Raw genomic sequence first — 25,757 nt, forward strand, 5'->3', positions numbered from 1 at the left:
ACTCCTCAAGCGCGCGCTGCGTAGTTGGTTTCAACCCACTTGCGGTATTCACCCGAGGCCACTTCGTCGACCCACACCTGGTTGTCGAGATACCACGCGACCGTCTTCGCCAGACCGGTCTCGAACGTCTCCGCGGGCTTCCAGCCGAGCTCGCGCTCGAGCTTGCGCGCATCGATCGCATAACGACGATCATGGCCGGGACGGTCCGTCACATAGGTGATCTGGTCGCGGTACGAACCCGCGGCCTTCGGGCGCGCCTGATCCAGCAAATCGCACAGCGTATGCACGACCTCGAGGTTCTTCTTCTCGTTCCAGCCGCCGACGTTGTAAGTCTCGCCGGGCACGCCGCGCGCGAGCACTTCACGAATCGCGCTGCAGTGGTCGCCGACGTACAACCAGTCGCGCACGTTCTGCCCGTCACCGTAGACGGGCAGCGCCTTGCCGGCGAGCGCATTGGCAATCATCAGCGGAATGAGCTTCTCGGGAAACTGGTACGGACCGTAGTTGTTCGAGCAGTTCGTGGTGAGCGTGGGCAGGCCATACGTATGATGATAGGCGCGCACCAGATGATCGGAGCCCGCCTTGGTCGCCGAATACGGGCTGTTGGGCGCGTACGGCGTGGTTTCCGAGAACTGCGGATCGGTGGCAGACAGCGAGCCGAACACTTCATCCGTCGATACGTGCAGAAAACGAAAGGCCGACCGGTCGGCTTCGTTCAGACCGTTCCAGTATGTCCGTGCGGCTTCGAGCAGCGTGAACGTGCCCACCACATTGGTCTGAACAAACTCCGCGGGCCCGTGAATCGAGCGATCGACATGGCTTTCAGCAGCGAAATGCAGGACAGCGCGGGGCTGGTATTCGGCGAACAGCGCGTCGAGCGCAGCGCGATCGCAGATGTCGGCGCGTACGAACACGTGTTTCGGGCTCCCGTCCAGCGACTGCAGCGTGCGAAGGTTGCCAGCGTAGGTCAACTTATCGACATTGAGCACGACCTCGTCGGATTGACGCAGCCAGTCGAGTACAAAATTTGCGCCGATAAAACCCGCGCCACCCGTCACCAGGATCATGAGGCTCCCTTTAGTCGTCCGCGGCAGGCCTCGAGCACGAGCCGCCCCCATTTCGAACAGCGACAACGTCAAGGTGCGCGTCGCTCAAGGCGGGCATTCTAACTTCTCACCGTGACCGTCAAAGTCATGAAATGCTAATTTTGTCGAGGAAGCGGCAATTATAGGAAGCAAGTGGCTTCAAAATCCATGGTGCTAACAACTTGAAACAGTGACCCCATACTCGTCGACACGAGTGAAATTATGTTTTAAATCAACCTGTTAAGATGGAACAAAGTTGTGCCCGGGCGTATTGTGGCGCCCGCGCCATTTTCCAATCAGCGTCAAGACTTGCAATATCCACCTCTCATGCCGCCCACCCCCATCGCCATCGGCGACATCCAAGGCTGTCATTCCGCTTTCCAGTCGCTACTGGAAAAGCTTTCAGCCCCCGCCGACACCCCGCTCTGGGTTGCCGGTGACGTCGTCAACCGCGGCCCCGAGTCCCTCGCCGCGCTGCGTGCGCTGGTGGATCTCGGCCCGCGCGCGACCGTCGTGCTCGGCAACCACGACCTCCATCTGCTCGCGGTTTCCGCAGGCATCCGCACCGAACGCCCGGGCGACACCATCGGCGAAATCCTCGACGCGCCCGACGCCGACGCCCTGCTCGAATGGGTCCGTCACCGCCCGTTCGCGCATTTCCAACACGGGATGCTGCTCGTGCACGCGGGCGTGCTGCCGCAATGGGACACGTCGCTCGCGCTCGAACTCGCCGATGAACTGCAGCGCGCGCTGCGCGCCCCCGACTGGCGCGACACGCTTCAAGGCCTGTACGGCAACGAACCGAACCAATGGAGTCCGAACCTGAAGAAACGCGACCGGATGCGCGTCGCGTTCAACGCGTTCACGCGCCTGCGCTTCTGCACGCCCGACGGCGCGATGGACTTCAAGGCCAACGGCGGCCCCGACAGCGCGCCGCCCGGTTACCTGCCGTGGTTCGACGCGCCGGGCCGCCGCACCGAAGACGTGACGCTCGTGTTCGGCCACTGGGCGGCGCTCGGCCTGATGCTGCGCGACAACGTCGTCGCGCTCGATTCGGGATGCGTGTGGGGAAACCAGTTGTCGGCCGTGCGACTGACGGCCGACCCGGCACAGCGCACGGTCACGCAGGTGCAGTGCGAAGCGTGCCGCACGCAGGATGGCGAATAGCCCGCACGCGACGCGCGCGGGCGAAAGAACATCACCCCTCGCGCCCCGGCACCGCCTCCTCGGCCGCGGCTCCGTCCGCCGCGCCGGCGCCGACTTCGGTTGCCGGATACGCATGCCGCTCGAGCTCCGCCAGCGACTCGGGCGACGGCTTGCCGACCTTTGCCTGCAGCGTCTCGAGCGCGGCCGCGATCGCGTCGCGCGCCGCCGCGGAGGTCGCGCGGCGGTCGCCGCCCGGCGGGATCGGCTCGCACACGTACAGGTGCGCGACGAGCGGGCCGCCGCGCAACACCATGTCGAGCGACTTCCCGAGCGACAGCTCACCCGTGTAGGCCGGCGCGACCGACTGCCGCCGCTGCGCGTCCTCGTACATCAGGCAGACCGGCTGCACCGCGCAGCCGGCCGACACCGCGGCCTGGAACAGGTTCGCATGGAACGGCAGCAGCGCCTGCCCGTCCGACGTGGTGCCCTCCGGAAACACGCACATCAGCCCGCCGTTGCGCAGGCGCTCGGCCATCTCGTGCATGATCCGCATCGCCTCGGTGCGCTTCTCGCGCTGCAGGAACACGGTATCGAGCTTCTCCGCGAGCCAGCCGACGACCGGCCACTGCCGCACCTCGGCCTTCGACACGAACGGCGTCGGCCGCCACGCGTTGAGCGCATAGATGTCGATCCACGACACGTGATTGCCGACCACGAGCGCGCTCGCGTCGAGCCGCGCGCCGTCGTTGTGGACGACGAGACGCATCCCGCAGATGCGCAGCATCTTGATGGACCAGCGGCGCGTCATCTCGGCACGACGCGCGGGCGTGACATGCGAAAAGCGCAGCGCGACGATCGTCATGCCGCGCAGCAGATGAAAGACGAGACGCAGCTTGCGAAGAGCGGTCATGGCGAGGATCCGGCGTGGTTCAGTGGCGCTCGAACGCGACCTGCCCCGCCACGAGCGTCGCGCGCACGCAGGCCGGCAGTTCGTAGCCGAGGAACGGCGAGTTGTGCCCCTGGCTCTTCAGCGCACGCGGTTCGACGCGCCAGTGCGCGCGCGGGTCGAATACGCACAGGTCGGCCGCAGCGCCTTCGGCCACGCGGCCGGCCGGCAGTTGCAGCACGTCGGCCGGCGCGGCCGTGATGCGGCGCAGCGCCTGCGCAAGCGGCGTGTTCGTTTCATCGGCCCACTTCACCGTGAGCGACAGCAGCAGTTCGAGCCCCGTCGCACCGGGCGTCGCTTCGCCGAACGGCAGCAGCTTCTCGTCGTCGTCGACCGGCGTGTGATCGGAGCAGATCGCGTCGATCGTGCCGTCGGCGAGGGCTGCGCGGATCGCTTCGCGGTCGCGCTCGCCGCGCAGCGGCGGGTCGAGCCGGAACTGCGAATCGAAGTAGCCGATGTCGATGTCGATCAGGTGCAGGTGATTCACGCCGACGTCGCACGTCACGGGCAGCCCCTCGGCCTTCGCCTCGCGCACGAGCGCAAGGCCGGCCGCCGACGACAGGCGCGCGAGGTGCACGCGCGCGCCTGTCACGCGCATCAGTTCGAAGATCGTGTGCAGCGCGATCGTCTCGGCCGCGACCGGCACGCCGGACAGCCCGAGCCGCGACGCGAGCGCGCCGCTCGCGGCGACGCCGCCACGGCCGATGAACGCGTCGAGCGGACGCAGCCACGTCGTGTAGCCGTAGGTGCTCGCGTACTGCAGCGCGCGCAGCAGCACCTGCGTGTCGCGCACCGGCACGTTCGCGTGCGTGAAGCCGACGCAGCCCGATTCGGTCAGCGCGACCATCTCGGTGATCACCTCGCCCTTCAGGCCGACGGTGAGCGCGCCGAGCGGATGGACGTTCGCCTGGTGCAGGTTGCGCGCGCGGAACTTGAGCATCTCGACGAGACCCGGCTCGTCGAGCACGGGGTCGGTGTCCGGCGGGCACACGAGGGTCGTGACGCCGCCGGCGACGGCCGCGGCCATCTCGGACGCGAGCGTCGCCTTGTGCTCGTAGCCGGGCTCGCGCAGCCGCGCGCACAGGTCGACGAGGCCGGGGGCGACGATCAGGCCCGACGCGTCGATCGTCTTCTCCGCGTTGAAACCGGCCGGCGTGGTGCCGAGCGCGGCGATCTTGCCGTCCGCGACGAATACGTCGGCCTGCCGCTCGGTGCCGGCGACCGGATCGATCAGCGTGCCGCCTTGGATATGAATCTTCATGCGCTGTCTGTGAATGCGTTGATTGCGTTGAATGCCTGGATCAGGATGCGCGAAAGCGGGCTCAGTCGCTGTTGCCGGCGACGATACCCATCACCGCCATCCGCACGGCGATGCCGAACGTGACCTGGTTGAGGATCACCGACTGCGGGCCGTCGGCGACCTGCGAGTCGATCTCGACGCCGCGGTTCATCGGGCCCGGGTGCATCACGATCGCGTCGGGCGCGGCAAGCGCGAGGCGCTCGGGCGTCAGGCCCCAGGTCTTGAAGTACTCCTGCGCGGACGGCAGCAGCGCGCCGCTCATCCGCTCGTTCTGCAGGCGCAGCATGATGATCACGTCGACGCCCTTCAGCCCTTCGTCGAGGTTGTTGAACACCTTCACGCCCATCTGCTCGAGACCGCCCGGCAGCAGCGTGCGCGGGCCGATCGCGCGCACTTCCGGCACACCGAGCGTGGTGAGCGCGTGGATGTCGGAGCGCGCGACGCGCGAATGCAGGATGTCGCCGACGATCGCCACGCGCAGCTTCGTGAAGTCGCGCTTGTAGTGGCGGATCGTGTACATGTCGAGCAGGCCCTGCGTCGGGTGCGCATGGCGGCCGTCGCCGGCGTTGATCACGTGCACGTGCGGCGCGCAGTGCTCGGCGATCAGGTACGGCGCGCCGCTCGATGCGTGACGCACGACGAACAGGTCGGCATGCATCGCCGACAGGTTGTTGATCGTATCGAGCAGCGACTCGCCCTTGCTCGTCGACGACGCGTTGATGTTCAGGTTCAGCACGTCGGCCGACAGGCGCGTCGCGGCGATCTCGAAGGTCGTGCGCGTGCGGGTCGAATTCTCGAAGAACAGGTTGAACACCGACTTGCCGCGCAGCAGCGGCACCTTCTTCACCTCGCGGTCCGTCACGCTGACGAACTGCTCGGCCGTATCGAGAATGTGATTGACGATCGAGCGCGGCAGGCCCTCGATCGACAGCAGGTGTTTCAGCTCGCCGTTTTTCGTGAGCTGCGGGTTGCCCTTCAGGAAACCGTAGCGGAACCGCTCGGGGCTCGCGGCCGCGGCGGGATTGCCGGTGCGGCCAGTGGTGTCGGTGGTCATGGTGTGCGTGATTCCAACTATGCAAACGGGCCGCGGCGCGAACCGGCGGCCCGGGATACGGTTTCGCGGTTCGCTCAGGCGCCGTGCGCCTCGCTGTGGGCCTCGATATGCAGCGTGAGCTGGGCGGCTTCGTCGCGCGCGAGCACGAGCGTCGCGTCGGCCGGCACGTCGAGCGTGCCGCCCGCGAAGCGCGCGGCGACCGGCAGCTCACGGCCGCCGCGATCGGCGAGCACCGCCAGCTCGACCGCGGCCGGACGGCCGTAGTCGAACAGTTCGTTGAGCGCGGCGCGCACGGTGCGGCCGGTGTACAGCACGTCGTCGACGAGCACGATGCGCGCGCCGCCGACCTCGAACGGCAGCGACGTCGGGCTGGCCTGGCTGTGCAGCCCCTTCTTCGCGTAGTCGTCGCGGTGCAGCGCGACGTTCACGACGCCGAACGCCGGCGCGCCGAGATCGCGCGCGAGGCGCTCGGCGAGCCACGCGCCGCCGCTGTAAATGCCGGCGAGCCGCGGGCCGCCCGGCTCGGCGAAGGCCGTGCCATATGCGTCGCGAATCTGGTCGAGCAGGACGCGGTAGAGCGCGTCGGCATCAATGGTGCTCATGGTCGGACAATTGATCGAGATACTGTTGAAGGATCACGCGCGCGGCCTCGGCATCGAGCATCTCGGCGCGGGCGCGCCCGCGCACGTTGCGCTCGCGCAGCCCGGCCTCGGCCTCGACCGATGAATAGCGTTCGTCGACCCACGTGACGGGCAGCCCGAAGCGACCGTTCAGCTGGTTGCCGAAGCGCTTCGCCTGCTGCGTCATCTCGTGCGGCGTGCCGTCCGGATGCATCGGCAGGCCGACGACGAGCGCGTCCGGCCGCCATTCGGCCAGCAGGTCGCCGACCGCCTTGAAGCGGTGTTCGCGGTTCAGGTTGGGAATCACGACGAGCGCGCGGGCCGAGCGCGTCAGCGCATTGCCGATTGCGACCCCGATCCGCTTCTCGCCGTAGTCGAACCCCAGCAGCGTCGCATCGCGCGCACTCGCGCCACTCATGCGTGCCCTGCTTCGCCGGACAGCATCGACGAGCTGACACCGAGCAGGCCGAGCGCGGCTTCGAAACGCTCTTCGGCCGGCGTGTCGAACACGATGCGCGGATCGGCGGCCACCGTCAGCCAGCCGTTGCGGGAAATTTCTTCCTCGAGCTGCCCCGCGCCCCAGCCTGCATGGCCGAGCGTCAGCAGGAAGCGCTTCGGGCCGGTGCCCGTCGCGACCGCCTCGAGCACGTCCTTCGACGTCGTCATCTCGAGCCCGCCCTCGACCGACATGGACGAGTTGTAGTTCGCGCCCTCGACCGGCTCGTGCAGCACGAAGCCACGCTCGGTCTGCACCGGGCCGCCGAAGTACACGGGAATGTGCAGCAGCGGCTCGATGTCGAGCTTCAGGTCGATGCGGTTGAACAGCGATTCGAGGTCGATGTCGGTGGGACGATTGATGACGAGGCCGAGCGCTCCGCGCTCGCTGTGATCGCAAAGATAGACCACCGTTCCTGAAAACGTGGGATCGGCCATGTTGGGCATGGCAATCAGGAACTGGTTGGTGAGATTGATGCGATCGGAAGGCTTTGACATGGTTTGAATTTTAGCAAAGACGCCGCGACCTGACCGGGCCGCGATCAACAAGCAACGCCGCGCGACGCTGGCAACGACGCACGCGGATCACACGGCACTCTAACACGCGCACGGGCGCTGTCGGCAGCGTGTTGCCGGCCCGCGCGACAAGGGCTGCCGGCGTGTACGCGCCCCGTTGCGCGTCAGGTCCGGCCGAGCGCCTCGCCGAGCGCGCCGGACGCCGCGGTCAGGTCCGGCGGCGCCACCCCCGCGGCGATCTTCAGCAGCGCGCCGCGCAGCAGGTCGGACGCGCGGCGGTGCGCACCGAGCCCGTCGCCGGCGAGCGGCACGCCGTGCGCGGCACGGCGCCACGCCAGCCCGAGCGTATCGGCCAGCAGCGCCGCGTGGCCGAGCCCGAGCGCGCACGCGGCCGTACCGACCCGATAGGCGGCCGCGGACGCGCGCCATGCGGCCCCCGCATCGGCCGCGGCCGGATCGAGCGCGAGTTCGGCCATCGACGCATCGGCGGTCTGCAGGAAATCCTCGTACGCATGCGCGTTGACGGTCACGACCCCGAGCATGCGGGTGGGCGCCACCGCGACCGCATCATGCTCGGCCTGAGCGGCGCCGGCTTCCCACAGCGCCTCGGACGCGGGCGTGCCGGCGACGTGCCAGTCCACGGTCAGTCCATAGTCGTGCAGCACGTCGACGAGCGCGACATCCTCGGCCGCCGCGCCGAACAGCGCGAAATCGCGCCATAGCAAGGCGACCGTCTCGCGCACGAGCGCCGGCGGCGCATGGCGCCTGCCCTGCGCGTGCTCGCCGAGCAGCAGGTTGGTCCGCGCGAGGAAACGTTTCAGTTCGGGCGCATTGGTGGCGCGCAGCGCGCGCAGGCACGCGGCGGCGAGCCGCCAGAAGTCGTACGGGCCGTCGGCGGCCAGCGCGGTCACGATCGCATCGAGTTCGTCGAGCGCGGCGTTCGGCGTGCCATTCGGCGAGCCGTTCGACGAGCCGTTGGCAGTGCGGAGCACGCCGAGCAGCGCCTGCTCGTAGCGGGCCCGCGCCCGGCTCGCGAACGCGTCGGACATCGCCCGCAGCGTCGCCGGCGGCACTGCGCGCCCGACGAGGGCCAGCACGTCGAGCGGCACGCTCGCGTGCAGGTCGGCCGCGCCTTGGGCACGCAGCGCACGGAAATGGTCGAACAGGAGCGGCGAGCAGGCCAGCTCGCGCAGATTGTGGCGCCCGACCGCCGCGCGGAAATCGCGCAGCGCGATGCGCCAGCCCGCGGAAGTCGGTTCGGCGGCGGCGAGCGGCGCCGCGGCGGCGAGTTGCCCCGCGAAACGGGCGGCCGGCAACCAGCCGGCCTCCGCCAGCACGGCGGCGGCGGCCGACACCGGCGCGGCCGCGTCGTCGCGACGCTCGAAGGCGTCGGCGGCCGCCGCGAGCCATGCGTCGGCCGCGCGCACGGCCCCGCCACGCGGGTTGGGCAGTGCGTCAGGGAGGGGAACGTTCGCCGGATCGGACGTCATGGACACGCGCGCCTGTCATCGTCTAGTCGCTCGCGCCGGCCGCGGCGCGCAAGCGCCGGGCAACCGCGAGGCCGCGAGCGGTGTGTCCGTGGGCCGAGGGTCCGATCAGATCTGGACCATCTCGAAGTCTTCCTTGCGGGCACCGCATTCGGGGCACGTCCAGTTGATGGGGACGTCTTCCCAGCGCGTGCCCGGGGCGATGCCCTCTTCGGGCAGTCCGGCTTCTTCGTCATAAATCCAGCCACAAATCAGGCACATCCAGCTCTTGTATTCCATCTTAAGCCGCGTCGGGGAAAAGTCGGTAAATTCGGGAGCCATGATGGTACCGTGTCGGGGCCGGACTGCCTAGCAATCGCACTGGAGTACAGCGACTACGTTGCGTTGGGCTAAAAAATCCGTCGTGCGGGCCGGATTTCCGCCGCATAATGCCTAAAAAGTGCGGCCTGCCGGGGCAACACCGGGCCAAACCGCCCCCTTCGCCTCGCCGTCCGCAATTCCGTCGCTTCCCCGTTTTTTCTTGCCCTTTTTTTACATGTCCAGCAACGCCCCTCCGATCGTCCTCACCTTTGGCCTGTCCGATCCCACCGGCGGCTCCGGCATCCAAGCCGATCTGATGACTCTGGCGAGCATGGGCTGTCACGGCGTGTCCGTCCTGACGGGCTATACCGTGCGCGACTCGGCCGCCTGCGACGAAGTCACCGGCCTTGATCCCGATGTCGTCGCCGCCCAGGCGCGCATGCTGCTCGAGGACATGCCGATCGCCGCGTTCAAGATCGGCGCGGCGACGCGCGCGGAAGTCGTGAGCGCGATCGCCGAAGTGGTCGCCGACTACGACGGCGTGCCGCTCGTGCTCGCGCCGGACTTCACGCTCGACGACGAGCACGTGCTCGCCGCCGACGACCTGCGCGAATCGATCGCCGACCTCCTCGCGCCGCAGACGACGCTGCTGGTCGCCGACCACGCGACGCTGCTCGCGCTCGCGCAGCCGGACGGCGACGCCGAGGCGCCGAATCTCGACGCGGCCGTGTCGCACCTGCTGTCGCAGGGCTGCGAGTACATCCTGTCATCGGAAACAGGCTCGCACCGGCTCGTCAACACGCTGTACGGCGAGGAAGGCCAGCTCCGCGAAGACATGTGGGATCGTTCGCCGCACCGGCTGATGGGCATCACCGACACGCTCGGCGCGGCGATCGCGGCACTGCTCGCGAACGGCCAGGAGCCGCCCGAAGCGGTGCGCGAAGCGCAGGAATACCTGTACCAGGCCGTGCGCGACGCGTTCCGGCCCGGCATGGGCGCGTACCTGCCCGACCGGTTCTTCTGGGCCCGCAGCAACGACGATGCGGACACGCCGCCGGCCGTGAAGGCCGACCCGGTGCCGAGGACGTCCCACCGGCATTGAAGCCCGCACGGCGGCCCTCGGCCGCCGTCGCGCGCGGCTCGCCATCGCCTCGGGGCGGCAGGTCCGCCCCTTTCGTTCGCGCATAAAAAAAGACCCGCATCGCTGCGGGTCTTTTCTTTTGGCTGGAGCGCGCATCGCTGCGCGCTCCGGACACCATCGACCGAAGTCGATTACATGTCCATGCCCATGCCGCCCATGCCGCCCGGCATGCCGCCCGGCATCGGTGCATCTTCCTTCGGCAGTTCTGCGACAGCTGCGTCCGTCGTCAGCAGCAGGCCAGCAACCGAAGCTGCGTTCTGCAGTGCGGTGCGCGTGACCTTGGTCGGGTCGACGACGCCGGCTTCAACCATGTCGACGTACTCGCCCGTTGCTGCGTTGTAGCCGTAGTTGCCCTGGCCTGCAGCAACTGCCGCCACCACGACGCTGGCTTCTTCGCCGCCGTTCGTGACGATCTGACGCAGCGGCTCTTCCATCGCGCGCAGCACGATCTTGATGCCGGCGTTCTGGTCGGCGTTCGCGCCGGTCAGGCTGGCGATTGCCGTGCGAGCGCGGATCAGCGCAACGCCGCCGCCTGCCACGATGCCTTCTTCGACAGCTGCGCGCGTTGCGTGCAGTGCGTCTTCGACACGTGCCTTCTTTTCCTTCATTTCGACTTCGGTCGCCGCGCCGACCTTGATCACTGCCACGCCGCCGGCCAGCTTGGCCACGCGCTCTTGCAGCTTTTCACGGTCGTAGTCCGACGTCGCTTCTTCGATTTGCGCGCGCACTTGCTTCACGCGTGCTTCGATGCTCGCGGCTTCGCCTGCGCCGTCGATGATCGTCGTGTTTTCCTTGCCCACTTCGATGCGCTTCGCCTGGCCCAGTTCTGCCAGCGTTGCCTTCTCGAGCGTCAGGCCGGTTTCTTCCGCGATCACCTGGCCGCCGGTCAGGATCGCGATGTCTTCCAGCATCGCCTTGCGACGATCGCCGAAGCCCGGTGCCTTGACCGCAACCGTCTTCAGGATGCCGCGGATGTTGTTGACGACCAGCGTTGCGAGCGCTTCGCCTTCGATGTCTTCAGCGATGATCAGCAGCGGACGGCCAGCCTTCGCGACTTGCTCGAGCACCGGCAGCAGATCACGGATGTTCGACACCTTCTTGTCGTGCAGCAGCACGAACGGGTTGTCGAGGACGGCGACTTGCTTTTCCGGGTTGTTGATGAAATACGGCGACAGGTAGCCGCGGTCGAACTGCATGCCTTCGACGACGTCGAGTTCGTCGGCGAGCGACTTGCCGTCTTCGACGGTGATCACGCCTTCCTTGCCGACCTTGTCCATCGCTTCAGCGATACGATCGCCGATCGACGTGTCGCTGTTCGCCGAGATCGAGCCGACTTGCGCGATTTCCTTGTTCGTCGTGCACGGCTTGCTGATCTTCTTCAGCTCTTCGACAGCCGCTGCGACTGCCTTGTCGATGCCGCGCTTCAGGTCCATCGGGTTCATGCCCGATGCGACGTACTTCATGCCTTCGCGAACGATCGATTGCGCGAGGACGGTTGCCGTCGTCGTGCCGTCGCCTGCGTTGTCGCTGGTCTTGGAAGCGACTTCCTTGACCATTTGCGCGCCCATGTTCTGGAGCTTGTCCTTCAGCTCGATTTCCTTCGCGACCGACACACCGTCCTTGGTGACCGTCGGGCCGCCGAAGCTGCGCTCGAGCACCACGTTGCGGCCCTTCGGACCCAGCGTGACCTTGACCGCGTTGGCGAGAATGTTCACGCCTTCGACCATCTTCGAACGGGCGGAATCGCCGAATACGACGTCTTTAGCTGCCATCTTCTAACTCCTTGAATTCTTGGGAATATGTACCGTCAGTGGACGCTTACTTCGCGTTGACCACGGCCATGATGTCTTCTTCGCGCATGACCAGCAGTTCCTGGCCGTCGACCTTGACGGTCTGACCTGCGTACTTGCCGAACAGGACGCGATCGCCGACCTTCACGTCGAGTGCGATCGGTGCGCCCTTGTCGTCGCGCTTGCCCGGGCCGATGGCCAGGACTTCGCCTTGATCCGGCTTTTCAGCTGCTGCGTCGGGGATCACGATGCCCGAGGCGGTCTTGGTTTCCTGATCCAGGCGCTTGACGATCACGCGATCGTGCAAAGGACGAAGGTTCATATTCACTCCTCTCTTGACTGAGATTGAAGAACGCTTAGGGAATCTGCCCGGCAATTCGCCCGGCAGAGAATTGTTAGCACTCTCGTGCAGCGAGTGCTAATTATATGGACGGGTTTTGACAAATTCAAGAAGGGAGACCGGAGGTTTTTTCGCGGGGGCCGAAACGACGGAAAAACGGGGATGGAATTGAAAAATCCTTTTGAAACAATCAAGTAGGCATCAATACTGCGCTCCGGCCGCATGCGGATGCGGGATTTCCCGACCCGCGCACCGATTTGACACGGGGTAAGCACCGAGTTCCCGCGATCGTCTGACACCACATAAAAAGATCCGCTTGGGCGTCGCCGCGGCCCCTATCCGGGGCCGGATCGTCACATGTCGGGACAGCCCGCGACCGGCTGGTACGTCCGGCCGTCGGTCTGGACCGTCGCGCCGAGCAGGCGCGCGAGCCCTTTCGCCCCTTCGCGCATCACGACGTCGTGATTCCAGATGAACAGCGGGCGGGCGAGCGGCTCCAGCCAGTTCATCCAGCGCTCGCGCGTGCGGATGTGCCAGTCGTAGCGCACGACGGTGCGCGTGCCGTCGCCGCTGAACGACCAGCGGCCGTCGCCTTCGATCCCGCCGCTCGCGCGGCCTTCGAGCACATGCGGGCGCTCGACGCGCAGCACGCGCATGTCGAAGGTCAGCCGGTACGGCAGCGCGCCTTTCCACGTGTATCGCTGCAGCGCGCCGACGCCGCGCGCGTCGCCGCGCTCGATCTCGACGGTCCTTACCGCGCTCTTCCACCAGTCGGGCCAGCGGTCGACCTGGTAGATCGCGTCCCAGACCGCCGTGAGCGGCGCGTCCACGCGCCACGTCGTCGAAAACCGGTATTCCGCCATGCAGCCTCCGGCACGAGTCGGGATCAGGGATCAGGGATGAGGGATCAGGGCGCGAAAAAGCGGGCGGGAAACGCGACGTCGATCTCGACGTCGTCGAGCGTCACCGTTTCGAGCGGGTCGCCGTCACCATCCGCGAAGCTGACGACCTTCAGCGGAAAACCGTCCTCGGTGTCCAGCCACAGCCGGTAGCGATGCACGCCGTCGACCGCGTGCGCGGGCGCGCCCGTCACCGACACGCGCAGCGCGGTCCGCCCGTTGATGGTCTCCTCGCCTTCCGTGACCGTCGCGCCGCCCTGCTGCAGCGCATGCACGTTGCGCAGCAGCTCTCCGACGTCCGAGCGGTCGACGCGATGGCCGCTGCGGTCGCGCACGAGCGGATTGGCCGGCGACAGCCTCAGCGCGGGCGGCGCATGCTCGCCGAACGGGCGCAGCCGGACCTTGCCGTCGCCGGGATCGTACGCGAGCACCGCGCCTCGATGGGGCGACACGAAGTCCATCCGGACGAAACCGGGTTTCAGATACGCATAGTGGAATTCGGTGCGCTCGCCGCTTCGCGCCGCCGAGCGGATCGTCGCGCGGTACGAGCGGACCTGGTCGAAATGTGCCTGCGCAACGGTCACCGGGTCGGCTGTCATGCTCGCTCCTATCAGGCTCGCGGCCAGCAATGCGGCGATCATGGCGCCGCCTCGACGTCGAGCACGCCCTCCATGCCGCGTTCGCGATGGCTGCGCAAGAACAGCAGCCGATGCGTGCAATAGTAGGCGAAGCGACCGGCCTGCGTCGGCGTGAAGCGGAACGTGCGCGGGGTCGTGGCCAGTTCGGTGTGCACCGCGATGCCCGCCTGCGGCGCGTCGATTTCGAAACTGTGCGGCACATGGCCCGGTTCGGCCGATACGGTCAGCTCGACCGGCACATGCGCGCGGACGATCACGTGGTTCGGCCGAAAGAAATAGCTGCCGCCGACGATCGTCACCCGCTGCACGCCGTCGGCGTCGACCGGCATGCGCACCGGGGCGTCGCCTTGCGCCCGCGCGAGCCCGGCGCCTGCCGCCACCACCGCCACCACCGCCACCACCGTCGCCATCATCGCCGTCTTCTTCGCGTTCATCTTCTGCTCCTTGCCGATGCCGAGCGGGTCACCCCTTCCATGCGTCGGTCGGCCCGCCGAGCGCGCCGCATGCGTCGATCGCGAGCTCGCGCAGGCGCCGTTCGTCGCCGCGGCCGGACAGCGCGTAGCCCATGCCGCGATCCGACCAGAAATACGTGTAGCGTCCGTCCGCCGACATCGCCTGCGGCGCGAGGCGCCGCGCATCGTAGGCCGTCATGTACAGCGTCACGCGCGCGCCGTCCGCGCGCTGGTACATCAGCTGCGCGGCCGGCCCCGCGTCGCCCGGCAGCAGCCGCCCGCCCAGCAGCGCGTAGCCGTATTCGTCGAGCGATGGCGCGCGCACGGGCCGGCCGAGACGCGCGGACAGCCATCCGGCCAGGCGCGCCGGATCGCGGGCGTCGATTTCGACCGGGTGTTCACGATCGGCCGCGTACACCGCATACGCGACATCCGCGCGCGCGGCGAACGCCGGTTCGACGCCGAACGCCGTCCAGCCCACGTGCAGCGCGATGCCGAGCACCAGCCCGGCCGCCAGCCCGGCGAACGCATAGGCGATCACGCGCCGGCGCGACGCGCGCCGCTGCACGAACAATGCCGACGCGGCGCCCGGCAGCGGGAACAGCGCGCGCAACGCGTCGCGCTGCGCGCCGTAATGCGCGAAGCGCTCGGCTTCCCGCGGATCGGACTGCAGCCGCTCGAGCACCTCGCGGCGCTCCTGCCCGGACAGCTCGCCGTCGAGCAGCGCCGACAGCAGCTGGGCCGATGCAGCATCGTCCCGATCGTCCGAAGGTTTGCGCGGATCGTCGTCCATCATGTCTTCCCGATCACCCGTAACGCGGCCGTGCCGTGCGCCGGCGGCTCGCCGGACAGCAACGCACGCATCTGTTCACGCGCCCGCGACAGCCGCGACATCACCGTCCCCACCGGCACGCCGAGCACCTGTGCGGCGTCGCGATAGCTCAACTCCTCCAGCGCGACCAGCAGCAGCACCTCGCGCTGCTCGACCGGCAGCCGGTACAGCGCGCGCTGCACGTCGCGCAGCATCAGGCCGCTGATCTCGTCGGCGGGCGCGGCCATCGTCTGCCACGGCGCGGTCGCGTCGTCGACCGCGATCTCGTGCCGCGCGCGCAACTGGTCGATGAAACGGTGGCGCAGCAGCGTCAGCAGCCACGCGCGCAGGTTGCCGCCGTCGCGCGGCGGCCGGTTCAGCGCGCGCTCGAGGGTGTCCTGCACGAGATCGTCCGCCCAGGCGCGGTCGCCCGTCAGCGCACGCGCATAGCGCGTGAGATGCGGCAGCCACACCAGCAGGTCCGATTCGTAGCTCATCCGGATGCCTCGCGCGTCGCCGCGCCGTCAATCGATCCGTCCGTCAGTCACTCAGTTTTCAGGGACGCGCGACGTGCCACATGCCGCCGACTCCGTCGCCGCCCGCGTCACCGGCCTTGTGGTCCATTTTCCAGCGATACAGCGGGCGACCGTTGTACGCCCATTGCTTCTTGCCGTCGTCGCGCGTGACGAGGCTCAACGCACCCGACGCCTTGTCGTATGCGTCGGCGAGCGCCGGCGGCCAGTTGGCCGCGCAGGTGCCGGTGCAGGTGCTCTTGCCCGGCGCGTCGTGATCGAACACGTACAGCGTCATGTGATCTTCGTCGACCAGTTTCCCGTTGCCGGCCTGCGGCGGCTCGGCGGCCGCGGGCCGCGCGATCGCGACCGTCAGCGCGATGGCGAACAGCATCGTTTTCATTCCCGTTCTCCTTGGCATGGCATTACGGCACGGCACGGCACCGCCGGACGGGCGTCGAAAAACTTCGTCATGGTCATTATCCCGCTGCCCGATTGCGCCGCGACTCGGTATATAAACGGACGGCCGCGGGCGGTTATTCCATGCAGCGCGCCGATCGCCCGCCATTCGTCCAACAAGCCCATCGGGAATCCAAAGAAAAACGCGGCATGACCTTGCCGTCATGCCGCGTTGTGCACTGCAACGGCCGCACGCGCGCGGCCGTCGCCCGCCGCCTCGCTCAGCCGAAACGCGCGGGCCGGTACGGATGGGGATCGATGTAGGTCGGCGCGCCGGTGATCATTTCGGCGAGCAGCCGTCCGCTCGCGGGGCCGAGCGTGAGCCCGTGGTGACAATGACCGAACGCGAACCACAGATGACGGTGGCGCGGCGCCGGCCCGATCACCGGCCGCATGTCGGGCGTGCACGGCCGCATCCCGAGCCACGGCGCTGGATCGAGCCGCTCGCCGATGCCGAACGCGTCGCGCGCGAGCGGCTCGGCGCGCGCGAGCTGCACGCCGGTCGGCGGCGCATCGCGCAACGCGATCTCGACGCCGGTCGTGAGCCGCAGGCGGCCGCCCTCCATCGGCGCGACCACGAAACCTTCCTCGGTATCGCACACCGGCACGTTCAGCGGCGCGCGGGTCGGCAGGTAATGCATGTGATAGCCGCGCTTCGCGCGCAGCGGAATCCGGTAGCCGAGCGGCGCGAACACGTGATCGGACCACGGCCCGAGCGCGACCACGGCCGACCGCGCCGAGATCGGCCCATGGTCGGTATCGACCTGCCAGCCGTCGCGCACCTGCGCGAGCGTCGTCGCGTCGCCGTGCACGAACGTGCCGCCGTCGCGCTCGAACAGCCGCGCGTACGCCTTCGTGAGGCCGCCGGGACTCGATACCGTCTTCGGATCCTGCCAGTGGAACGCGCCGCAGAATGCGTCGCCGATGCCGGGCTCGCGCTCGCGCAGCGCGCGCGCGTCGAGCACGCTCATCCGCAACCCGTGCGCGTCGGCCACCTGCTGATGCGCGCGCGTTTCCGCATCGAACAGCGCGGGCGAACGGAACGCCTCGAGCCACCCGCCGTCATGCACGAGCGGCTGCGCGTCGGTGCGCGCGAGCAGCGCGTCATGCTCGACGACGCTCGCCGCGACGAGCGGCAGCATGTCGCGCGCGGCAGCCGCGAGCCGCTGCGGCGACGATTCGCGCCAGAAGCGCGCGAGCCAGCCCGCGTACGCGGGCAGCGCCTTGTAGTCCCAATAGAGATCGACCGAGCGGTTGCGTGCGTAGCGCAGCAGCGTGCCGAGCCGGCGCGGGAACGCGTACGGCACGACCGACGAGCGCTCGATCAGCCCGGCATTGCCGTGGCTCGTTTCCTCGCCGGGCGCGCGCCGGTCGACGAGCGCGACACGCAGCCCGCGATCCTGCAGATGCAGCGCCGACGACACGCCGACGATGCCGGCCCCCAGAACGATGACGTCGAAATCCATGCTTCCCCGTACTGCGTCGAGATTCGGTGCGACGCGCGCCGGCATAGCGGCCGGCGCGCGGCCAGGCTTACTTCGCGACGATGTCGCGCTTGAAGTACTTCTGCGACAGCGCGCTCAGCGTGCCGTCCTTCTTCAGTGCGTCGAGCGCGCCGACGATCTTCGTCTGCAGCGCCTTGTCGCCCTTGCGCATCCCGAAGCCGGTGCCTTCGCCGAGCGTCGCGGGATCTTTCAAAGGCTCGCCGACGATCTGGTAGTCGCGGCCGGCCGGCTTGTCGAGGAAGCCGTCCTGCGCGGTCTGCGCTTCCTGCACGGCCGCGTCGAGACGCCCGGCGACGAGATCGGCGTAGATCTGGTCCTGGTCCGGATAGGACACGACGGCCACGCCCGCATTCGCCCAGTGCGCCTTCAGGAAATCCTCCTGCGACGAGCCCTGCAGCACGCCGACGTGCTTGCCGCGCAGGCTCGCGGCATCGGGCCGCAGCGGCGAGCCGCGGTGCGCGACCATCACGATCGGCACGACGTAGATCGCCGGCGTGAAGTCGATGCTCTGCTTGCGCTTCGCGGTGATGTTCATCGCCGAATTGATCGCGTCGAACTTGCGCGCCTGCAGCGCCGGGATCAACCCGTCGAACGCATTCTCGACCCACACGCACTTCATGTTCAGCTTCGCGCACACCGCGTTGCCGATGTCGACGTCGAAGCCCTGCAGCTGGCCGGCCGGCGACTTGCTCTCGAACGGCGGGTAGGCGGCTTCGATCCCGAAGCGCAGCGTGGTCTGTTCCGCGTGGGCCGTGACGGCCGCGCACGCGAGCGCCGCGACGGCGCAGAGGGAAAGCTTCCAGTTCATGACGGATGTCCTTCGATTCCGGATTGAGGCGATGAAGACCGGTCGCGCGACGCCGTTGCCGGGCGCTGCGCCCGCGCCGGATCGGCTTGCGATGCAGCCGGCCGCCGTGCGGCGACACGGTGGTCCGCACGCAAAATATAGACTCTTAGTCTACTATAGACTATAGGGGATACGATAATCGCGGTGCTGACGCTGTCCGTCGCCATACCGTCGCTGGCGCAAAACCCCTTTGATTTATCTATGTTTTTCCTTGCGCACGCGTCCTGCAAAGAAAAACTCACCTGGCTACCTATGTCTATATTAGACTTTTAATCCATCACGAACACTGCCGGACGCGCTCAATCGAGACTGTCCTGTCCGGCCCCGACCGGAGAAGTCCCATGACGCAACCCGCCCCGACCCTGCCGCTCACCGTCGACGAAGCCGCGGTGCGTGCCGCGCTGCCGTCGCTCGACGTGCTCGGCACGCTGCGCCGCATGTTCGCGTCGCTCGCGTCGGCTCGCGCGGTGCAGCCGCCGCAAACCCTCACGCTGTTCCCCGAACAGGCCGGCGATTTCATCACGTATCTCGGCGCGCTCGCCGACGAGCAGGTGTTCGGCGCGAAGCTGTCGCCGTACGTCGTGACGGGCGGCAAACCGATCGTGACCGCGTGGACGGCGCTGATGTCGATGCGCACCGGCCAGCCGCTGATGTGGTGCGACGCGGGACTGCTGACGGTCGAGCGCACGGCCGGCACGACGGCGCTCGCGGTCGACTGCCTCGCGCCGCGCGACGCGCGCCGGCTCGCCGTGATCGGCACGGGCGCGGTCGGCCTCGCGCATCTGCGCCACGCCGCGGCACTGCGCGACTGGGCCTCGATCAGCGTGCATTCGCCCGCGCTCGCCGGCGACCCGGCGCTGCAGGCGACGCTCGCGCGGATCGATCCGCGCGCCCGTGCGGCTGCCAGCGTCGAAGCATGCGTGCGCGACGCCGATGTCGTGATGCTGTGCACGTCGTCGGGCACGCCGGTGCTCGCGGACGGCATGCTCACGCGTCCCGCGCTCGTCACGTCGATCAGCACCAACGTCGCGCGCGCGCACGAGATCCCGCCCACGTGGCTGCCCGACATGGACGTGTATTGCGACTACCGCCACACGACACCCGCCAGCGCGGGCGAGATGCAGATCGCGGCGGCCGCGCACGGCTGGACGCCCGAGCGGATCGTCGGCGACCTGCCCGCGCTCGTCGCCGGCACCTGCGCGTCACCGTCGCGCACGCGTCATACGTTCTTCCGCTCGATTGGCCTCGGCCTCGAGGACATCGCGCTCGCGCACGCGCTGTACGTGCATCTGACGCGCGCATGAGCAGCACGCGCACGCGGGGCCGATACAATGGCGCAACCGCCGCGGCGGCAGCGCGCGGGCGCACGGACATGCCGGTCGACGGTACGCCGGCGCGCCGCGCCCACGCTCCGCCCGGCCCCCGCTCACCCGAGATGGCGATTCCGATGCGCAAGAAGCAATCCCCCGTCAAAGACCTGCTGCTCACCCGCTATGCACCGATCGCCGATGGCATCGCGGCGCTGTTCTTCCCGTACGCGGAAGTCGTGATTCACGACCTGCACGATCAGACCGTGCTGTATCTCGCGAACAACCTGTCGAAGCGCGAGGTCGGCGACGACTCGGCGCTCGAGGAAATCGATCATTCGGCGCGCGAGCGCGTGATCGGCCCGTACGAGAAGCTGAACTGGGACGGCCGGCGGATGCGTTGCGTGAGCAACGTGCTGTTCGACGACGAAGGCCGCCCGGCCGGGATGATGTGCATCAACTTCAACATCGCGGTGTTCGACGACGTCCGCGCGACGCTCGACGTGTTCATCAAGGGCGCGGGCATCGTCGCGCAGCCCGACGAGCTGTTCCGCGACGACTGGCAGGAGCGCATCAACACGTTCCTGCACGGCTGGCTGCGCGAACGGCAAGTCGGCCTGAACGGCCTCACGCGCGAGCACCGGCGCGAACTCGTCGAGGCACTGCATGCGGAAGGCGCGTTCCGCGGCAAGAGCGCCGCGAACTACGTCGCGAACGTGCTCGGGATGGGGCGAGCGACCGTCTACAAGCACCTGAAGCATCTGAAGGAAACGCAGGGCGACGCGTAAACGGCCCATACCGCCCGTGCCAGGCCACGACGAAGCGTCGAAGCATAAAGTGATATAGTCGCGGTTACATTTATTTGCTGCCGCTACTTCCCCATGACGACCACCGCTGCCCCGACTGACCGACCGACCCTGACCGTCGAGATCTGGTCCGACCTGATCTGCCCGTGGTGCTGGATCGGCAAGCGCCGCTTCGACGAGGCGCTCGCTGCGTTCGCCCATGCCGAGCACGTCGACGTCGTGCTGCGCGCGTATCGGCTGATGCCGGGCCAGCCGGTCGAGCCGGTCGAGGCGATGCTGGCGGGCAAGTACCAAATGTCGCCCGCGCAGGTCGACCAGATGCTGCGCCAGGTGACCGACGCGGCCACGAGCGTCGGGCTCCACTACGACCTGCCCGGCACGTCCGTCGGCGACACGCTCGACGCTCACCGGCTCGTGAAGCTCGCGGAAGCGACCGGCCGCGCCCATGCGCTGACCGAACGCCTGTACCGCGCGTATTTCAGCGAGCACGGCTCGCTGTTCGACCACGCGGCGCTGATCGACTTCGCGGTCGAAGCGGGGCTCGAGCGCTCGGCCGTCGAAGCCGTGCTGCGCAGCGACGCATACCGTGACGAAGTCGAGGCCGACATCGCGCGGGCCGCGCAGATCGGCGGACGCGGCGTGCCGCTGTTCGTGTTCGGCGGCCGCTACGCGGTGTCGGGCGCGCAGCCGGCCGACGTGTTCGCGCAGGCGCTCGAGCAGGCGTGGCGCGACGGCGCGATCGTCGAATTGGCCGGCGACGACGCGGCCGCGTGCGGCCCCGACGGCTGCGAACTGCCGCCGCGGGGCTGACATCCGGGCGTCGGGCGCCGCGCGACACGCGCGGCCGCTACGCGTCGCTCCTGTCAGAACCGGCAGGAAGCGCGCGCGAATGATGCCTGCAATTCAGTCTCTCAACGCACTATCAGAAGGCTGTCGGGCCACCCGCTCGCGGATACCGGCGCGCGGCCCTGTCGGGCCCGGCGCCCGTTCAAACGCACGTTTCATCCACCGCGAACGGCCCGCCCGGCGGCCCTCCCCGGCCGATTTTTAACGTAGTCGTACACCAACGCGCCACTTTTGCGACAATGGCGGACTTTGAATGCGCGCGCCGCAGCCGCGCGCACCGCCGAACGCCGCATAACCGCCTGCTTCCGATGTCGCTCCCCCATATCGATCTGCTGTACTCCTTGTCCGGCCTGTTCGTCGGCATTCTCGTCGGCCTGACGGGCGTCGGCGGCGGTTCGCTGATGACGCCGATCCTCGTGCTGCTGTTCGGCGTCCACCCGGCGACGGCGGTCGGCACCGACCTGCTGTACGCGGCCGCGACCAAGGCGACCGGCACGCTCGTCCACGGGCTGAAGGGGTCGATCGACTGGCGCATCACCGGCCGGCTCGCGGCCGGCAGCGTCCCGGCCGCGGCCGTCACGCTGTGGGTGCTGCACACGCACGGCGTGAATTCGCCCGGCACCGCGCGGATGATCCAGCTGGTGCTCGGCATCGCGCTGCTGCTCACGTCGCTCGCGCTGATCTTCCGCCCGCAACTCACCGCGCTCGCCGCGCGCAACCCGCTCGCGCCGAGCCCCGCGCGCACGCTGTGGTCGACCGTGCTGACGGGCGCCGTGCTCGGCGTGCTCGTGTCGATGACGTCGGTCGGCGCCGGCGCGATCGGCGTCACCGTGCTGCTGCTGCTGTACCCGGCGCTCGCGACCACCCGCATCGTCGGGTCCGACATCGCGCACGCGGTGCCGCTCACGCTCGTCGCGGGCATGGGCCACTGGCTGCTCGGCTCGGTCGACTGGTCGATGCTGCTGTCGCTGCTGCTCGGCTCGCTGCCCGGCATCGTGCTCGGCAGCCTGCTGTCCGCGCGCGCACCCGAGCGGCTGCTGCGCAACCTGCTCGCCGCGACGCTCGTCGCGGTCGGCATACGGCTCGTGCTCGCGTAACGACGCGGCCGGCGGTTTCCGCGCCGCGGGACGCGCTGCTTGCGGCGCCTCGCGCGCCGACACCCTCTCCACAAAAAACAGCCCGACCGGCCTGCGCCGATCGGGCTGTCGTCCATCCAGGGCCACGTGAACCCGCACCGCCCGGCGCAAGGCCGGGCCGCGCGGACCGTAACGCAACGCTTACTGCCCCTGCTGCTTCAATTGCTGCTGCTTGAGCTGCTGCGTACGCGCCTGCAGCTTCAGCACGCGCTGCAGCACGGTACGGTTCGCGAGGATGCCGTCGCCGATTCCCGACGCGGAAAAAGAAAAAGCCGGACGACCGTCCGGCTTCATGACCGCGGCGCGCCGGATGCCGTCAGAGCGGCACGTCGATCGCGCCGGCGCCGGCCGTGATCGCGTTCGCGCCGGGCGACGTCGCGATCGGCGGCAGGTTCGCGCTCGTCAGCGCGGGCGCGGCGCCCGGCGTGCCGCCGCGCGGCACCGTGCGGATCACCTGCGACGGCGGCAGCGCGGCGCCGTTCTTCAGATGGCGCCACATCAGGTTCAGCGCCTGCACATTGTAGTAGTGGACCGGCACGAAGCGCGTATCGAAGCCCGCGACGGGCAAGAACGCGTCGAAGTGCTGCCCGTTCGTCACCTCGTAGAACACGAGCTGGCTGCGGCTGCCTTCGCTGATGCTGTTCTGCGCGACGTATGCGCGCGACGCGTGGTTCACCGGCACGAGCGCGTCGCTGCGGCCCTGCACGATGATCGCGGGCTTGCCCTGCAGGTTCGCGTTCACGCGCACGGCGTCGACGTTCGCCGGCATGTCGAGCATCCCGTTGGTCCACAGCTGGCGCAGGCACAGCGCGCCCGCGAAACTCGCGTCGGGGGTCGCGAGCCGGTGATCGACGCCCGCGCCCGTGTTGAACACGAGGTCGATGCCGCCCGTCGGCGGCACGCCGTTGCCGACGCCGAAGATGGCCGGCATCGGCGACGCGGCGGGCGCCGCGACCGTGCCGGTCGGCGCGCTGGTGGTCGCGAAGCTGAAATTGCACAGATTGTCGGTCACGCGCGAGCGCGTGTACGCGTTCGCATAGGTGACCGCGATCGCCGGAATCGCCTGCGAATCCCACATCGACGCCTGCAGCAAGTCGGAATCGGCGAGATAGCCGGCCGCATGCAGCTGCGCGAGCGCGTCGGCGGCCTGGCTCTGCGTGTCGGCGCCCGACACGAGCCCCGCCGCGGCGAGCGTCGCGCAGCGCTGCGTGCGGATCGACTGCGTGGTGGCGGCCGGCAGCCCGCTCAGGTACGGCTCGCCCGCGAGCGACGCGGACGCGGCCGCGCACGGCTGCAGCAGGTTCGCGAGCGTCGCGTAGTCGGCCAGCGGCCGGCCGAACGACGGCGCCGGCTGGCCGCCCTCGCGCACGATCGCGTTCGGCGACATCCGCACGTTGACCTGCGGCTCGCCGACCACGACCGCGGTGATCCAGCGGCGCGTGTCTTGCTCGGCCGCCGCGAGCGCCGCACCGCCGCCGTTGCTGACGGACGCGGCGATCGTCGTGATGTCGCCCGGGTGGTAGCGCACGCCGTGATGCGAGCTGTCGAGCACCGGCCCGAACTGCTCGTTGAGCGCCCAGTACGCGAATTCGACCGCCTGCAGCGTCGCGTGCCCCCAGTCCTGCTCGGGATTCTGCTGCGAATGTGCGTGCTTGAACGCGTAGCGGTTCGGGAAGCGGCCGTTGAACGCGGCCAGGTCGCCACTCGTCACGTTCGCGGTAAAGAGGCTGGCATTGCCGGCGAGCACCGCGTTGGCGAGCGTGCCGTCGATCAGCGTGATCGTGTCGGAGCCGAGCTCGTGCGCGCCGTTGCCGCCGCCCTTGTCGTTGTATGCGACCGCGCAGCCACGCTTGAGGCCCCACTCGCCGGCCGCCGAAATCGCGCCGTACACGCCGCGCGAACCCGATGAAGTCGCGGTGACGATGCACGGCTGCTTCGGATCGAAGCTGGCGGGCACCTGCACGAGCAGCGTCACGTTCTTGCGGCCGCTGCCGTCGTCGGAGTACGCGAGATATTCGGTGCCGGGGATCTTGCCTTCGCCGAGCGTGGCGTTGCCGTCGAGGTCGACGTTCGGCCCCCAGAAGCGGCCGTAGCCGCCGTTCGCGCTCATGTCGACGAGCGCGCGGTAGTTCGACCAGATCGCGAGCCGGCGCAGCTCGGCGCTCGTCGGCCGGGACGGATTCGCGAACGCGGGCGCCGTGGAGGCGAGGCCCGTCTTGCCGAGGCCGGCCGTCAGCAGGTCGTCGCTCGTGCCGTCATAGGCGGTCGTGCGCACGCTGCCGGACACGAAACCGGGCAACCGGTTGCGCTCGCCCGAATCGGCGTCGTTGCAGGCGCCGAGCAATGTGAGCGCGGCCAGCGCCGCGCCGAGAAGAATCCGAGTGCCCCACCCGTGCGTCGTCATTGCCGCCCCCTATCAGTATGGATATCGCTATCGCTGCGCCGCTGCGTCGTGCGCGGCTCGCGGCCTGTCGGGAAAACACCGGGCCGCTCCTGATATTCCGCCCCGAAGGCAGTCCCCTGGGAGATGCTCCCGGAGGGCTGGCACGCAGCGACAGCTGGGGCACGCTGCGGCGCAAACGGGCCCCGGCATGCCGGGGCCCGTCTGAAAGCAGGCGCGGGCGGCGCTCGCGCGCCGCCCGCCCGGCATTATTGCTGCTGAACCGTCAGCTTGTTCGAGACCGACGTCACGCCGCTCACGCCCTTCGCTGCCTCTTCCGCCTTGTCGATCTGTGCCTGGTCGGGCACCGTGCCCTCCAGCGTGATCGCGCCGCCCTTCGAGCGCACGACGAGGTTCGCCACGTCGATGCCGCCTGCCTTCGTGATTGCCTTGCGCACCGCGTAGCCGAGCTTGCGGTTCGCCTTCTTCGCGGTCTTGGCCGCCGCCTTCGGCGAGCTCGCTGCCGCGGCCGGCGCTTCGGTGGCCGCCGTATCGCTGGACTGCGCGTATACGCTGCCCGTCAGACAGGCCGCCACGGCCGCAACACCCAACGCTCTCAACACGATCGACTTCATGCTATCTCCTTGTAACTCCTGAACGGCCGTGCACAGTACGGCCGGATACCCCCAATGGCAGCCGGCCCGCGCGCGAACGGGCGGGACGGCCGATGATTTCCACGGCGATGCGAGAGAGGCGACACGGGCCGGCAACCGGCGCGCGCGAATGCGGGCCGGCCGGGCCGGGCAGCCGCCGGCCGGACGCGCCCGGTCTCATTGCGTGCCGGGTCGCGCGCGAATCGGGCGCGGCTGCGTCGCACAATGTAATCCAGCGCCCGCCGAAGCGCAAAGCTTTTGAAGCGCGGGCGAGCGCCGCCGCACA

Annotated in this window: 28 protein-coding genes; 6 read left to right on the forward strand and 22 right to left on the reverse strand. The window is 68.7% G+C overall.

All coding sequences use genetic code 11. The features are described from left to right. Nucleotides 1-5: 5 nt before the first annotated feature. Entirely contained in the window at nt 6-1,067 is a 1,062-nt protein-coding gene (rfbB, locus tag SB771_RS18730; protein WP_175660933.1) for a dTDP-glucose 4,6-dehydratase, read from the reverse strand. Between the two features lie 345 nt (nt 1,068-1,412). Here rfbB and SB771_RS18735 point away from each other — a divergent pair, with 345 nt between their 5' ends. Next, the gene (locus SB771_RS18735; protein WP_175660932.1) at nt 1,413-2,252 is read left to right on the forward strand and encodes a symmetrical bis(5'-nucleosyl)-tetraphosphatase; all 840 of its coding nucleotides are present in this window, start codon (nt 1,413-1,415) and stop codon (nt 2,250-2,252) included. A 31-nt stretch (nt 2,253-2,283) separates the two neighbouring features. On the opposite strand, the gene SB771_RS18740 is transcribed toward SB771_RS18735, so the two are convergent. From SB771_RS18740 to SB771_RS18775, 8 genes are all read right to left on the reverse strand, one after another. After that, nucleotides 2,284-3,141 (reverse strand): lysophospholipid acyltransferase family protein, encoded by an 858-nt coding sequence (locus tag SB771_RS18740; protein WP_175660931.1) that lies wholly within the window; start codon nt 3,139-3,141, stop codon nt 2,284-2,286. A gap of 19 nt (nt 3,142-3,160) precedes the next feature. Further along, nucleotides 3,161-4,438 carry a dihydroorotase gene (locus SB771_RS18745; protein ID WP_175660930.1) on the reverse strand — a complete coding sequence of 426 codons (1,278 nt, stop codon included), beginning with the start codon at nt 4,436-4,438 and terminating at the stop codon, nt 3,161-3,163. Nucleotides 4,439-4,499: 61 nt separating this feature from the next. Next, a complete protein-coding gene (locus tag SB771_RS18750) occupies nt 4,500-5,531 on the reverse strand; it encodes an aspartate carbamoyltransferase catalytic subunit (protein ID WP_006751103.1) in 1,032 nt (343 codons plus the stop codon). A gap of 74 nt (nt 5,532-5,605) precedes the next feature. After that, a complete protein-coding gene (gene pyrR / locus SB771_RS18755; RefSeq protein WP_175660929.1) occupies nt 5,606-6,133 on the reverse strand; it encodes a bifunctional pyr operon transcriptional regulator/uracil phosphoribosyltransferase PyrR in 528 nt (175 codons plus the stop codon). Further along, entirely contained in the window at nt 6,120-6,569 is a 450-nt protein-coding gene (gene ruvX, locus SB771_RS18760; protein ID WP_011656118.1) for a Holliday junction resolvase RuvX, read from the reverse strand. Before ruvX ends, pyrR begins: the two co-directional genes overlap by 14 nt. Then, the gene (locus tag SB771_RS18765) at nt 6,566-7,144 is read right to left on the reverse strand and encodes a YqgE/AlgH family protein (protein WP_006751106.1); all 579 of its coding nucleotides are present in this window, start codon (nt 7,142-7,144) and stop codon (nt 6,566-6,568) included. The genes ruvX and SB771_RS18765 overlap by 4 nt, the downstream gene beginning before the upstream one ends. 182 nt (nt 7,145-7,326) lie before the next feature. Beyond that, nucleotides 7,327-8,652 carry a hypothetical protein gene (locus SB771_RS18770; protein WP_175660928.1) on the reverse strand — a complete coding sequence of 442 codons (1,326 nt, stop codon included), beginning with the start codon at nt 8,650-8,652 and terminating at the stop codon, nt 7,327-7,329. Between the two features lie 105 nt (nt 8,653-8,757). Then, entirely contained in the window at nt 8,758-8,928 is a 171-nt protein-coding gene (locus SB771_RS18775) for a rubredoxin (protein WP_004186709.1), read from the reverse strand. A gap of 256 nt (nt 8,929-9,184) precedes the next feature. On the opposite strand from SB771_RS18775, the gene SB771_RS18780 reads away from it, so the two are divergent. After that, on the forward strand, nt 9,185-10,051 hold the full coding sequence (locus SB771_RS18780) for a hydroxymethylpyrimidine/phosphomethylpyrimidine kinase (RefSeq protein WP_011656116.1): 867 nt from the start codon (nt 9,185-9,187) through the stop codon (nt 10,049-10,051). Nucleotides 10,052-10,221: 170 nt separating this feature from the next. On the opposite strand, the gene groL is transcribed toward SB771_RS18780, so the two are convergent. The 10 genes from groL to SB771_RS18830 form a co-directional block, all read right to left on the reverse strand. After that, entirely contained in the window at nt 10,222-11,862 is a 1,641-nt protein-coding gene (groL, locus tag SB771_RS18785) for a chaperonin GroEL (RefSeq protein ID WP_006759587.1), read from the reverse strand. A 46-nt stretch (nt 11,863-11,908) separates the two neighbouring features. Then, the gene (groES, locus tag SB771_RS18790; protein ID WP_004186661.1) at nt 11,909-12,202 is read right to left on the reverse strand and encodes a co-chaperone GroES; all 294 of its coding nucleotides are present in this window, start codon (nt 12,200-12,202) and stop codon (nt 11,909-11,911) included. Between the two features lie 371 nt (nt 12,203-12,573). Next, on the reverse strand, nt 12,574-13,083 hold the full coding sequence (locus SB771_RS18795) for an SRPBCC family protein (RefSeq protein ID WP_175660927.1): 510 nt from the start codon (nt 13,081-13,083) through the stop codon (nt 12,574-12,576). A gap of 44 nt (nt 13,084-13,127) precedes the next feature. Continuing rightward, nucleotides 13,128-13,760, reverse strand: coding sequence for a LolA family protein (locus SB771_RS18800; RefSeq protein ID WP_175660926.1), 633 nt, complete (start codon nt 13,758-13,760; stop codon nt 13,128-13,130). Next, a complete protein-coding gene (locus tag SB771_RS18805; protein ID WP_175660925.1) occupies nt 13,757-14,191 on the reverse strand; it encodes a quinol oxidase in 435 nt (144 codons plus the stop codon). Before SB771_RS18805 ends, SB771_RS18800 begins: the two co-directional genes overlap by 4 nt. A gap of 28 nt (nt 14,192-14,219) precedes the next feature. Then, nucleotides 14,220-15,002: an anti-sigma factor family protein gene (locus tag SB771_RS18810; protein ID WP_175660924.1), complete on the reverse strand. Its 783-nt coding sequence runs from the start codon at nt 15,000-15,002 to the stop codon at nt 14,220-14,222. Next, on the reverse strand, nt 15,002-15,517 hold the full coding sequence (locus SB771_RS18815) for a sigma-70 family RNA polymerase sigma factor (protein ID WP_006753920.1): 516 nt from the start codon (nt 15,515-15,517) through the stop codon (nt 15,002-15,004). Before SB771_RS18815 ends, SB771_RS18810 begins: the two co-directional genes overlap by 1 nt. A gap of 58 nt (nt 15,518-15,575) precedes the next feature. Then, nucleotides 15,576-15,935: a hypothetical protein gene (locus SB771_RS18820; RefSeq protein WP_175660923.1), complete on the reverse strand. Its 360-nt coding sequence runs from the start codon at nt 15,933-15,935 to the stop codon at nt 15,576-15,578. A gap of 277 nt (nt 15,936-16,212) precedes the next feature. Continuing rightward, entirely contained in the window at nt 16,213-17,457 is a 1,245-nt protein-coding gene (locus SB771_RS18825; protein ID WP_175660922.1) for an NAD(P)/FAD-dependent oxidoreductase, read from the reverse strand. A 67-nt stretch (nt 17,458-17,524) separates the two neighbouring features. Further along, nucleotides 17,525-18,304 (reverse strand): ABC transporter substrate-binding protein, encoded by a 780-nt coding sequence (locus SB771_RS18830; RefSeq protein WP_012363209.1) that lies wholly within the window; start codon nt 18,302-18,304, stop codon nt 17,525-17,527. A 380-nt stretch (nt 18,305-18,684) separates the two neighbouring features. Between SB771_RS18830 and SB771_RS18835 the strand changes: the two genes are divergently transcribed. The 4 genes from SB771_RS18835 (at nt 18,685) to SB771_RS18850 (ending at nt 22,399) form a co-directional block, all read left to right on the forward strand. Continuing rightward, a complete protein-coding gene (locus SB771_RS18835) occupies nt 18,685-19,647 on the forward strand; it encodes an ornithine cyclodeaminase family protein (protein ID WP_175660921.1) in 963 nt (320 codons plus the stop codon). Further along, on the forward strand, nt 19,644-20,438 hold the full coding sequence (locus SB771_RS18840; RefSeq protein ID WP_175660920.1) for a transcriptional regulator: 795 nt from the start codon (nt 19,644-19,646) through the stop codon (nt 20,436-20,438). Before SB771_RS18835 ends, SB771_RS18840 begins: the two co-directional genes overlap by 4 nt. A gap of 93 nt (nt 20,439-20,531) precedes the next feature. Beyond that, nucleotides 20,532-21,266 (forward strand): DsbA family oxidoreductase, encoded by a 735-nt coding sequence (locus SB771_RS18845; protein WP_175660919.1) that lies wholly within the window; start codon nt 20,532-20,534, stop codon nt 21,264-21,266. Between the two features lie 344 nt (nt 21,267-21,610). Continuing rightward, nucleotides 21,611-22,399, forward strand: coding sequence for a sulfite exporter TauE/SafE family protein (locus SB771_RS18850; RefSeq protein ID WP_011656104.1), 789 nt, complete (start codon nt 21,611-21,613; stop codon nt 22,397-22,399). Between the two features lie 180 nt (nt 22,400-22,579). Here the strand turns inward: SB771_RS18850 and SB771_RS18855 are convergent, their stop codons facing one another. The 3 genes from SB771_RS18855 to SB771_RS18865 form a co-directional block, all read right to left on the reverse strand. After that, nucleotides 22,580-22,732 carry a hypothetical protein gene (locus SB771_RS18855; RefSeq protein ID WP_175660897.1) on the reverse strand — a complete coding sequence of 51 codons (153 nt, stop codon included), beginning with the start codon at nt 22,730-22,732 and terminating at the stop codon, nt 22,580-22,582. A 22-nt stretch (nt 22,733-22,754) separates the two neighbouring features. Next, on the reverse strand, nt 22,755-24,842 hold the full coding sequence (locus tag SB771_RS18860; protein WP_175660918.1) for a D-(-)-3-hydroxybutyrate oligomer hydrolase: 2,088 nt from the start codon (nt 24,840-24,842) through the stop codon (nt 22,755-22,757). A 245-nt stretch (nt 24,843-25,087) separates the two neighbouring features. Beyond that, nucleotides 25,088-25,453 carry a BON domain-containing protein gene (locus SB771_RS18865; RefSeq protein ID WP_006759602.1) on the reverse strand — a complete coding sequence of 122 codons (366 nt, stop codon included), beginning with the start codon at nt 25,451-25,453 and terminating at the stop codon, nt 25,088-25,090. Nucleotides 25,454-25,757 lie beyond the last annotated feature (304 nt).

The sequence above is a fragment of the Burkholderia sp. SIMBA_051 genome (genome assembly GCF_046534915.1).
Classification (GTDB): Bacteria; Pseudomonadota; Gammaproteobacteria; order Burkholderiales; family Burkholderiaceae; genus Burkholderia; species Burkholderia ambifaria.

Excerpts from the sequence above, each read along its gene's own strand:
- rfbB (WP_175660933.1), bottom strand. The coding sequence starts at position 1,067 with ATGATCCTGGTGACGGGTGGCGCGGGTTTTATCGGCGCAAATTTTGTA.
- SB771_RS18735 (WP_175660932.1), top strand. The coding sequence starts at position 1,413 with ATGCCGCCCACCCCCATCGCCATCGGCGACATCCAAGGCTGTCATTCC.
- SB771_RS18740 (WP_175660931.1), bottom strand. The coding sequence starts at position 3,141 with ATGACCGCTCTTCGCAAGCTGCGTCTCGTCTTTCATCTGCTGCGCGGC.
- SB771_RS18745 (WP_175660930.1), bottom strand. The coding sequence starts at position 4,438 with ATGAAGATTCATATCCAAGGCGGCACGCTGATCGATCCGGTCGCCGGC.
- SB771_RS18750 (WP_006751103.1), bottom strand. The coding sequence starts at position 5,531 with ATGACCACCGACACCACTGGCCGCACCGGCAATCCCGCCGCGGCCGCG.
- pyrR (WP_175660929.1), bottom strand. The coding sequence starts at position 6,133 with ATGAGCACCATTGATGCCGACGCGCTCTACCGCGTCCTGCTCGACCAG.
- ruvX (WP_011656118.1), bottom strand. The coding sequence starts at position 6,569 with ATGAGTGGCGCGAGTGCGCGCGATGCGACGCTGCTGGGGTTCGACTAC.
- SB771_RS18765 (WP_006751106.1), bottom strand. The coding sequence starts at position 7,144 with ATGTCAAAGCCTTCCGATCGCATCAATCTCACCAACCAGTTCCTGATT.
- SB771_RS18770 (WP_175660928.1), bottom strand. The coding sequence starts at position 8,652 with ATGACGTCCGATCCGGCGAACGTTCCCCTCCCTGACGCACTGCCCAAC.
- SB771_RS18775 (WP_004186709.1), bottom strand. The coding sequence starts at position 8,928 with ATGGAATACAAGAGCTGGATGTGCCTGATTTGTGGCTGGATTTATGAC.
- SB771_RS18780 (WP_011656116.1), top strand. The coding sequence starts at position 9,185 with ATGTCCAGCAACGCCCCTCCGATCGTCCTCACCTTTGGCCTGTCCGAT.
- groL (WP_006759587.1), bottom strand. The coding sequence starts at position 11,862 with ATGGCAGCTAAAGACGTCGTATTCGGCGATTCCGCCCGTTCGAAGATG.
- groES (WP_004186661.1), bottom strand. The coding sequence starts at position 12,202 with ATGAACCTTCGTCCTTTGCACGATCGCGTGATCGTCAAGCGCCTGGAT.
- SB771_RS18795 (WP_175660927.1), bottom strand. The coding sequence starts at position 13,083 with ATGGCGGAATACCGGTTTTCGACGACGTGGCGCGTGGACGCGCCGCTC.
- SB771_RS18800 (WP_175660926.1), bottom strand. The coding sequence starts at position 13,760 with ATGATCGCCGCATTGCTGGCCGCGAGCCTGATAGGAGCGAGCATGACA.
- SB771_RS18805 (WP_175660925.1), bottom strand. The coding sequence starts at position 14,191 with ATGAACGCGAAGAAGACGGCGATGATGGCGACGGTGGTGGCGGTGGTG.
- SB771_RS18810 (WP_175660924.1), bottom strand. The coding sequence starts at position 15,002 with ATGGACGACGATCCGCGCAAACCTTCGGACGATCGGGACGATGCTGCA.
- SB771_RS18815 (WP_006753920.1), bottom strand. The coding sequence starts at position 15,517 with ATGAGCTACGAATCGGACCTGCTGGTGTGGCTGCCGCATCTCACGCGC.
- SB771_RS18820 (WP_175660923.1), bottom strand. The coding sequence starts at position 15,935 with ATGAAAACGATGCTGTTCGCCATCGCGCTGACGGTCGCGATCGCGCGG.
- SB771_RS18825 (WP_175660922.1), bottom strand. The coding sequence starts at position 17,457 with ATGGATTTCGACGTCATCGTTCTGGGGGCCGGCATCGTCGGCGTGTCG.
- SB771_RS18830 (WP_012363209.1), bottom strand. The coding sequence starts at position 18,304 with ATGAACTGGAAGCTTTCCCTCTGCGCCGTCGCGGCGCTCGCGTGCGCG.
- SB771_RS18835 (WP_175660921.1), top strand. The coding sequence starts at position 18,685 with ATGACGCAACCCGCCCCGACCCTGCCGCTCACCGTCGACGAAGCCGCG.
- SB771_RS18840 (WP_175660920.1), top strand. The coding sequence starts at position 19,644 with ATGAGCAGCACGCGCACGCGGGGCCGATACAATGGCGCAACCGCCGCG.
- SB771_RS18845 (WP_175660919.1), top strand. The coding sequence starts at position 20,532 with ATGACGACCACCGCTGCCCCGACTGACCGACCGACCCTGACCGTCGAG.
- SB771_RS18850 (WP_011656104.1), top strand. The coding sequence starts at position 21,611 with ATGTCGCTCCCCCATATCGATCTGCTGTACTCCTTGTCCGGCCTGTTC.
- SB771_RS18855 (WP_175660897.1), bottom strand. The coding sequence starts at position 22,732 with ATGAAGCCGGACGGTCGTCCGGCTTTTTCTTTTTCCGCGTCGGGAATC.
- SB771_RS18860 (WP_175660918.1), bottom strand. The coding sequence starts at position 24,842 with ATGACGACGCACGGGTGGGGCACTCGGATTCTTCTCGGCGCGGCGCTG.
- SB771_RS18865 (WP_006759602.1), bottom strand. The coding sequence starts at position 25,453 with ATGAAGTCGATCGTGTTGAGAGCGTTGGGTGTTGCGGCCGTGGCGGCC.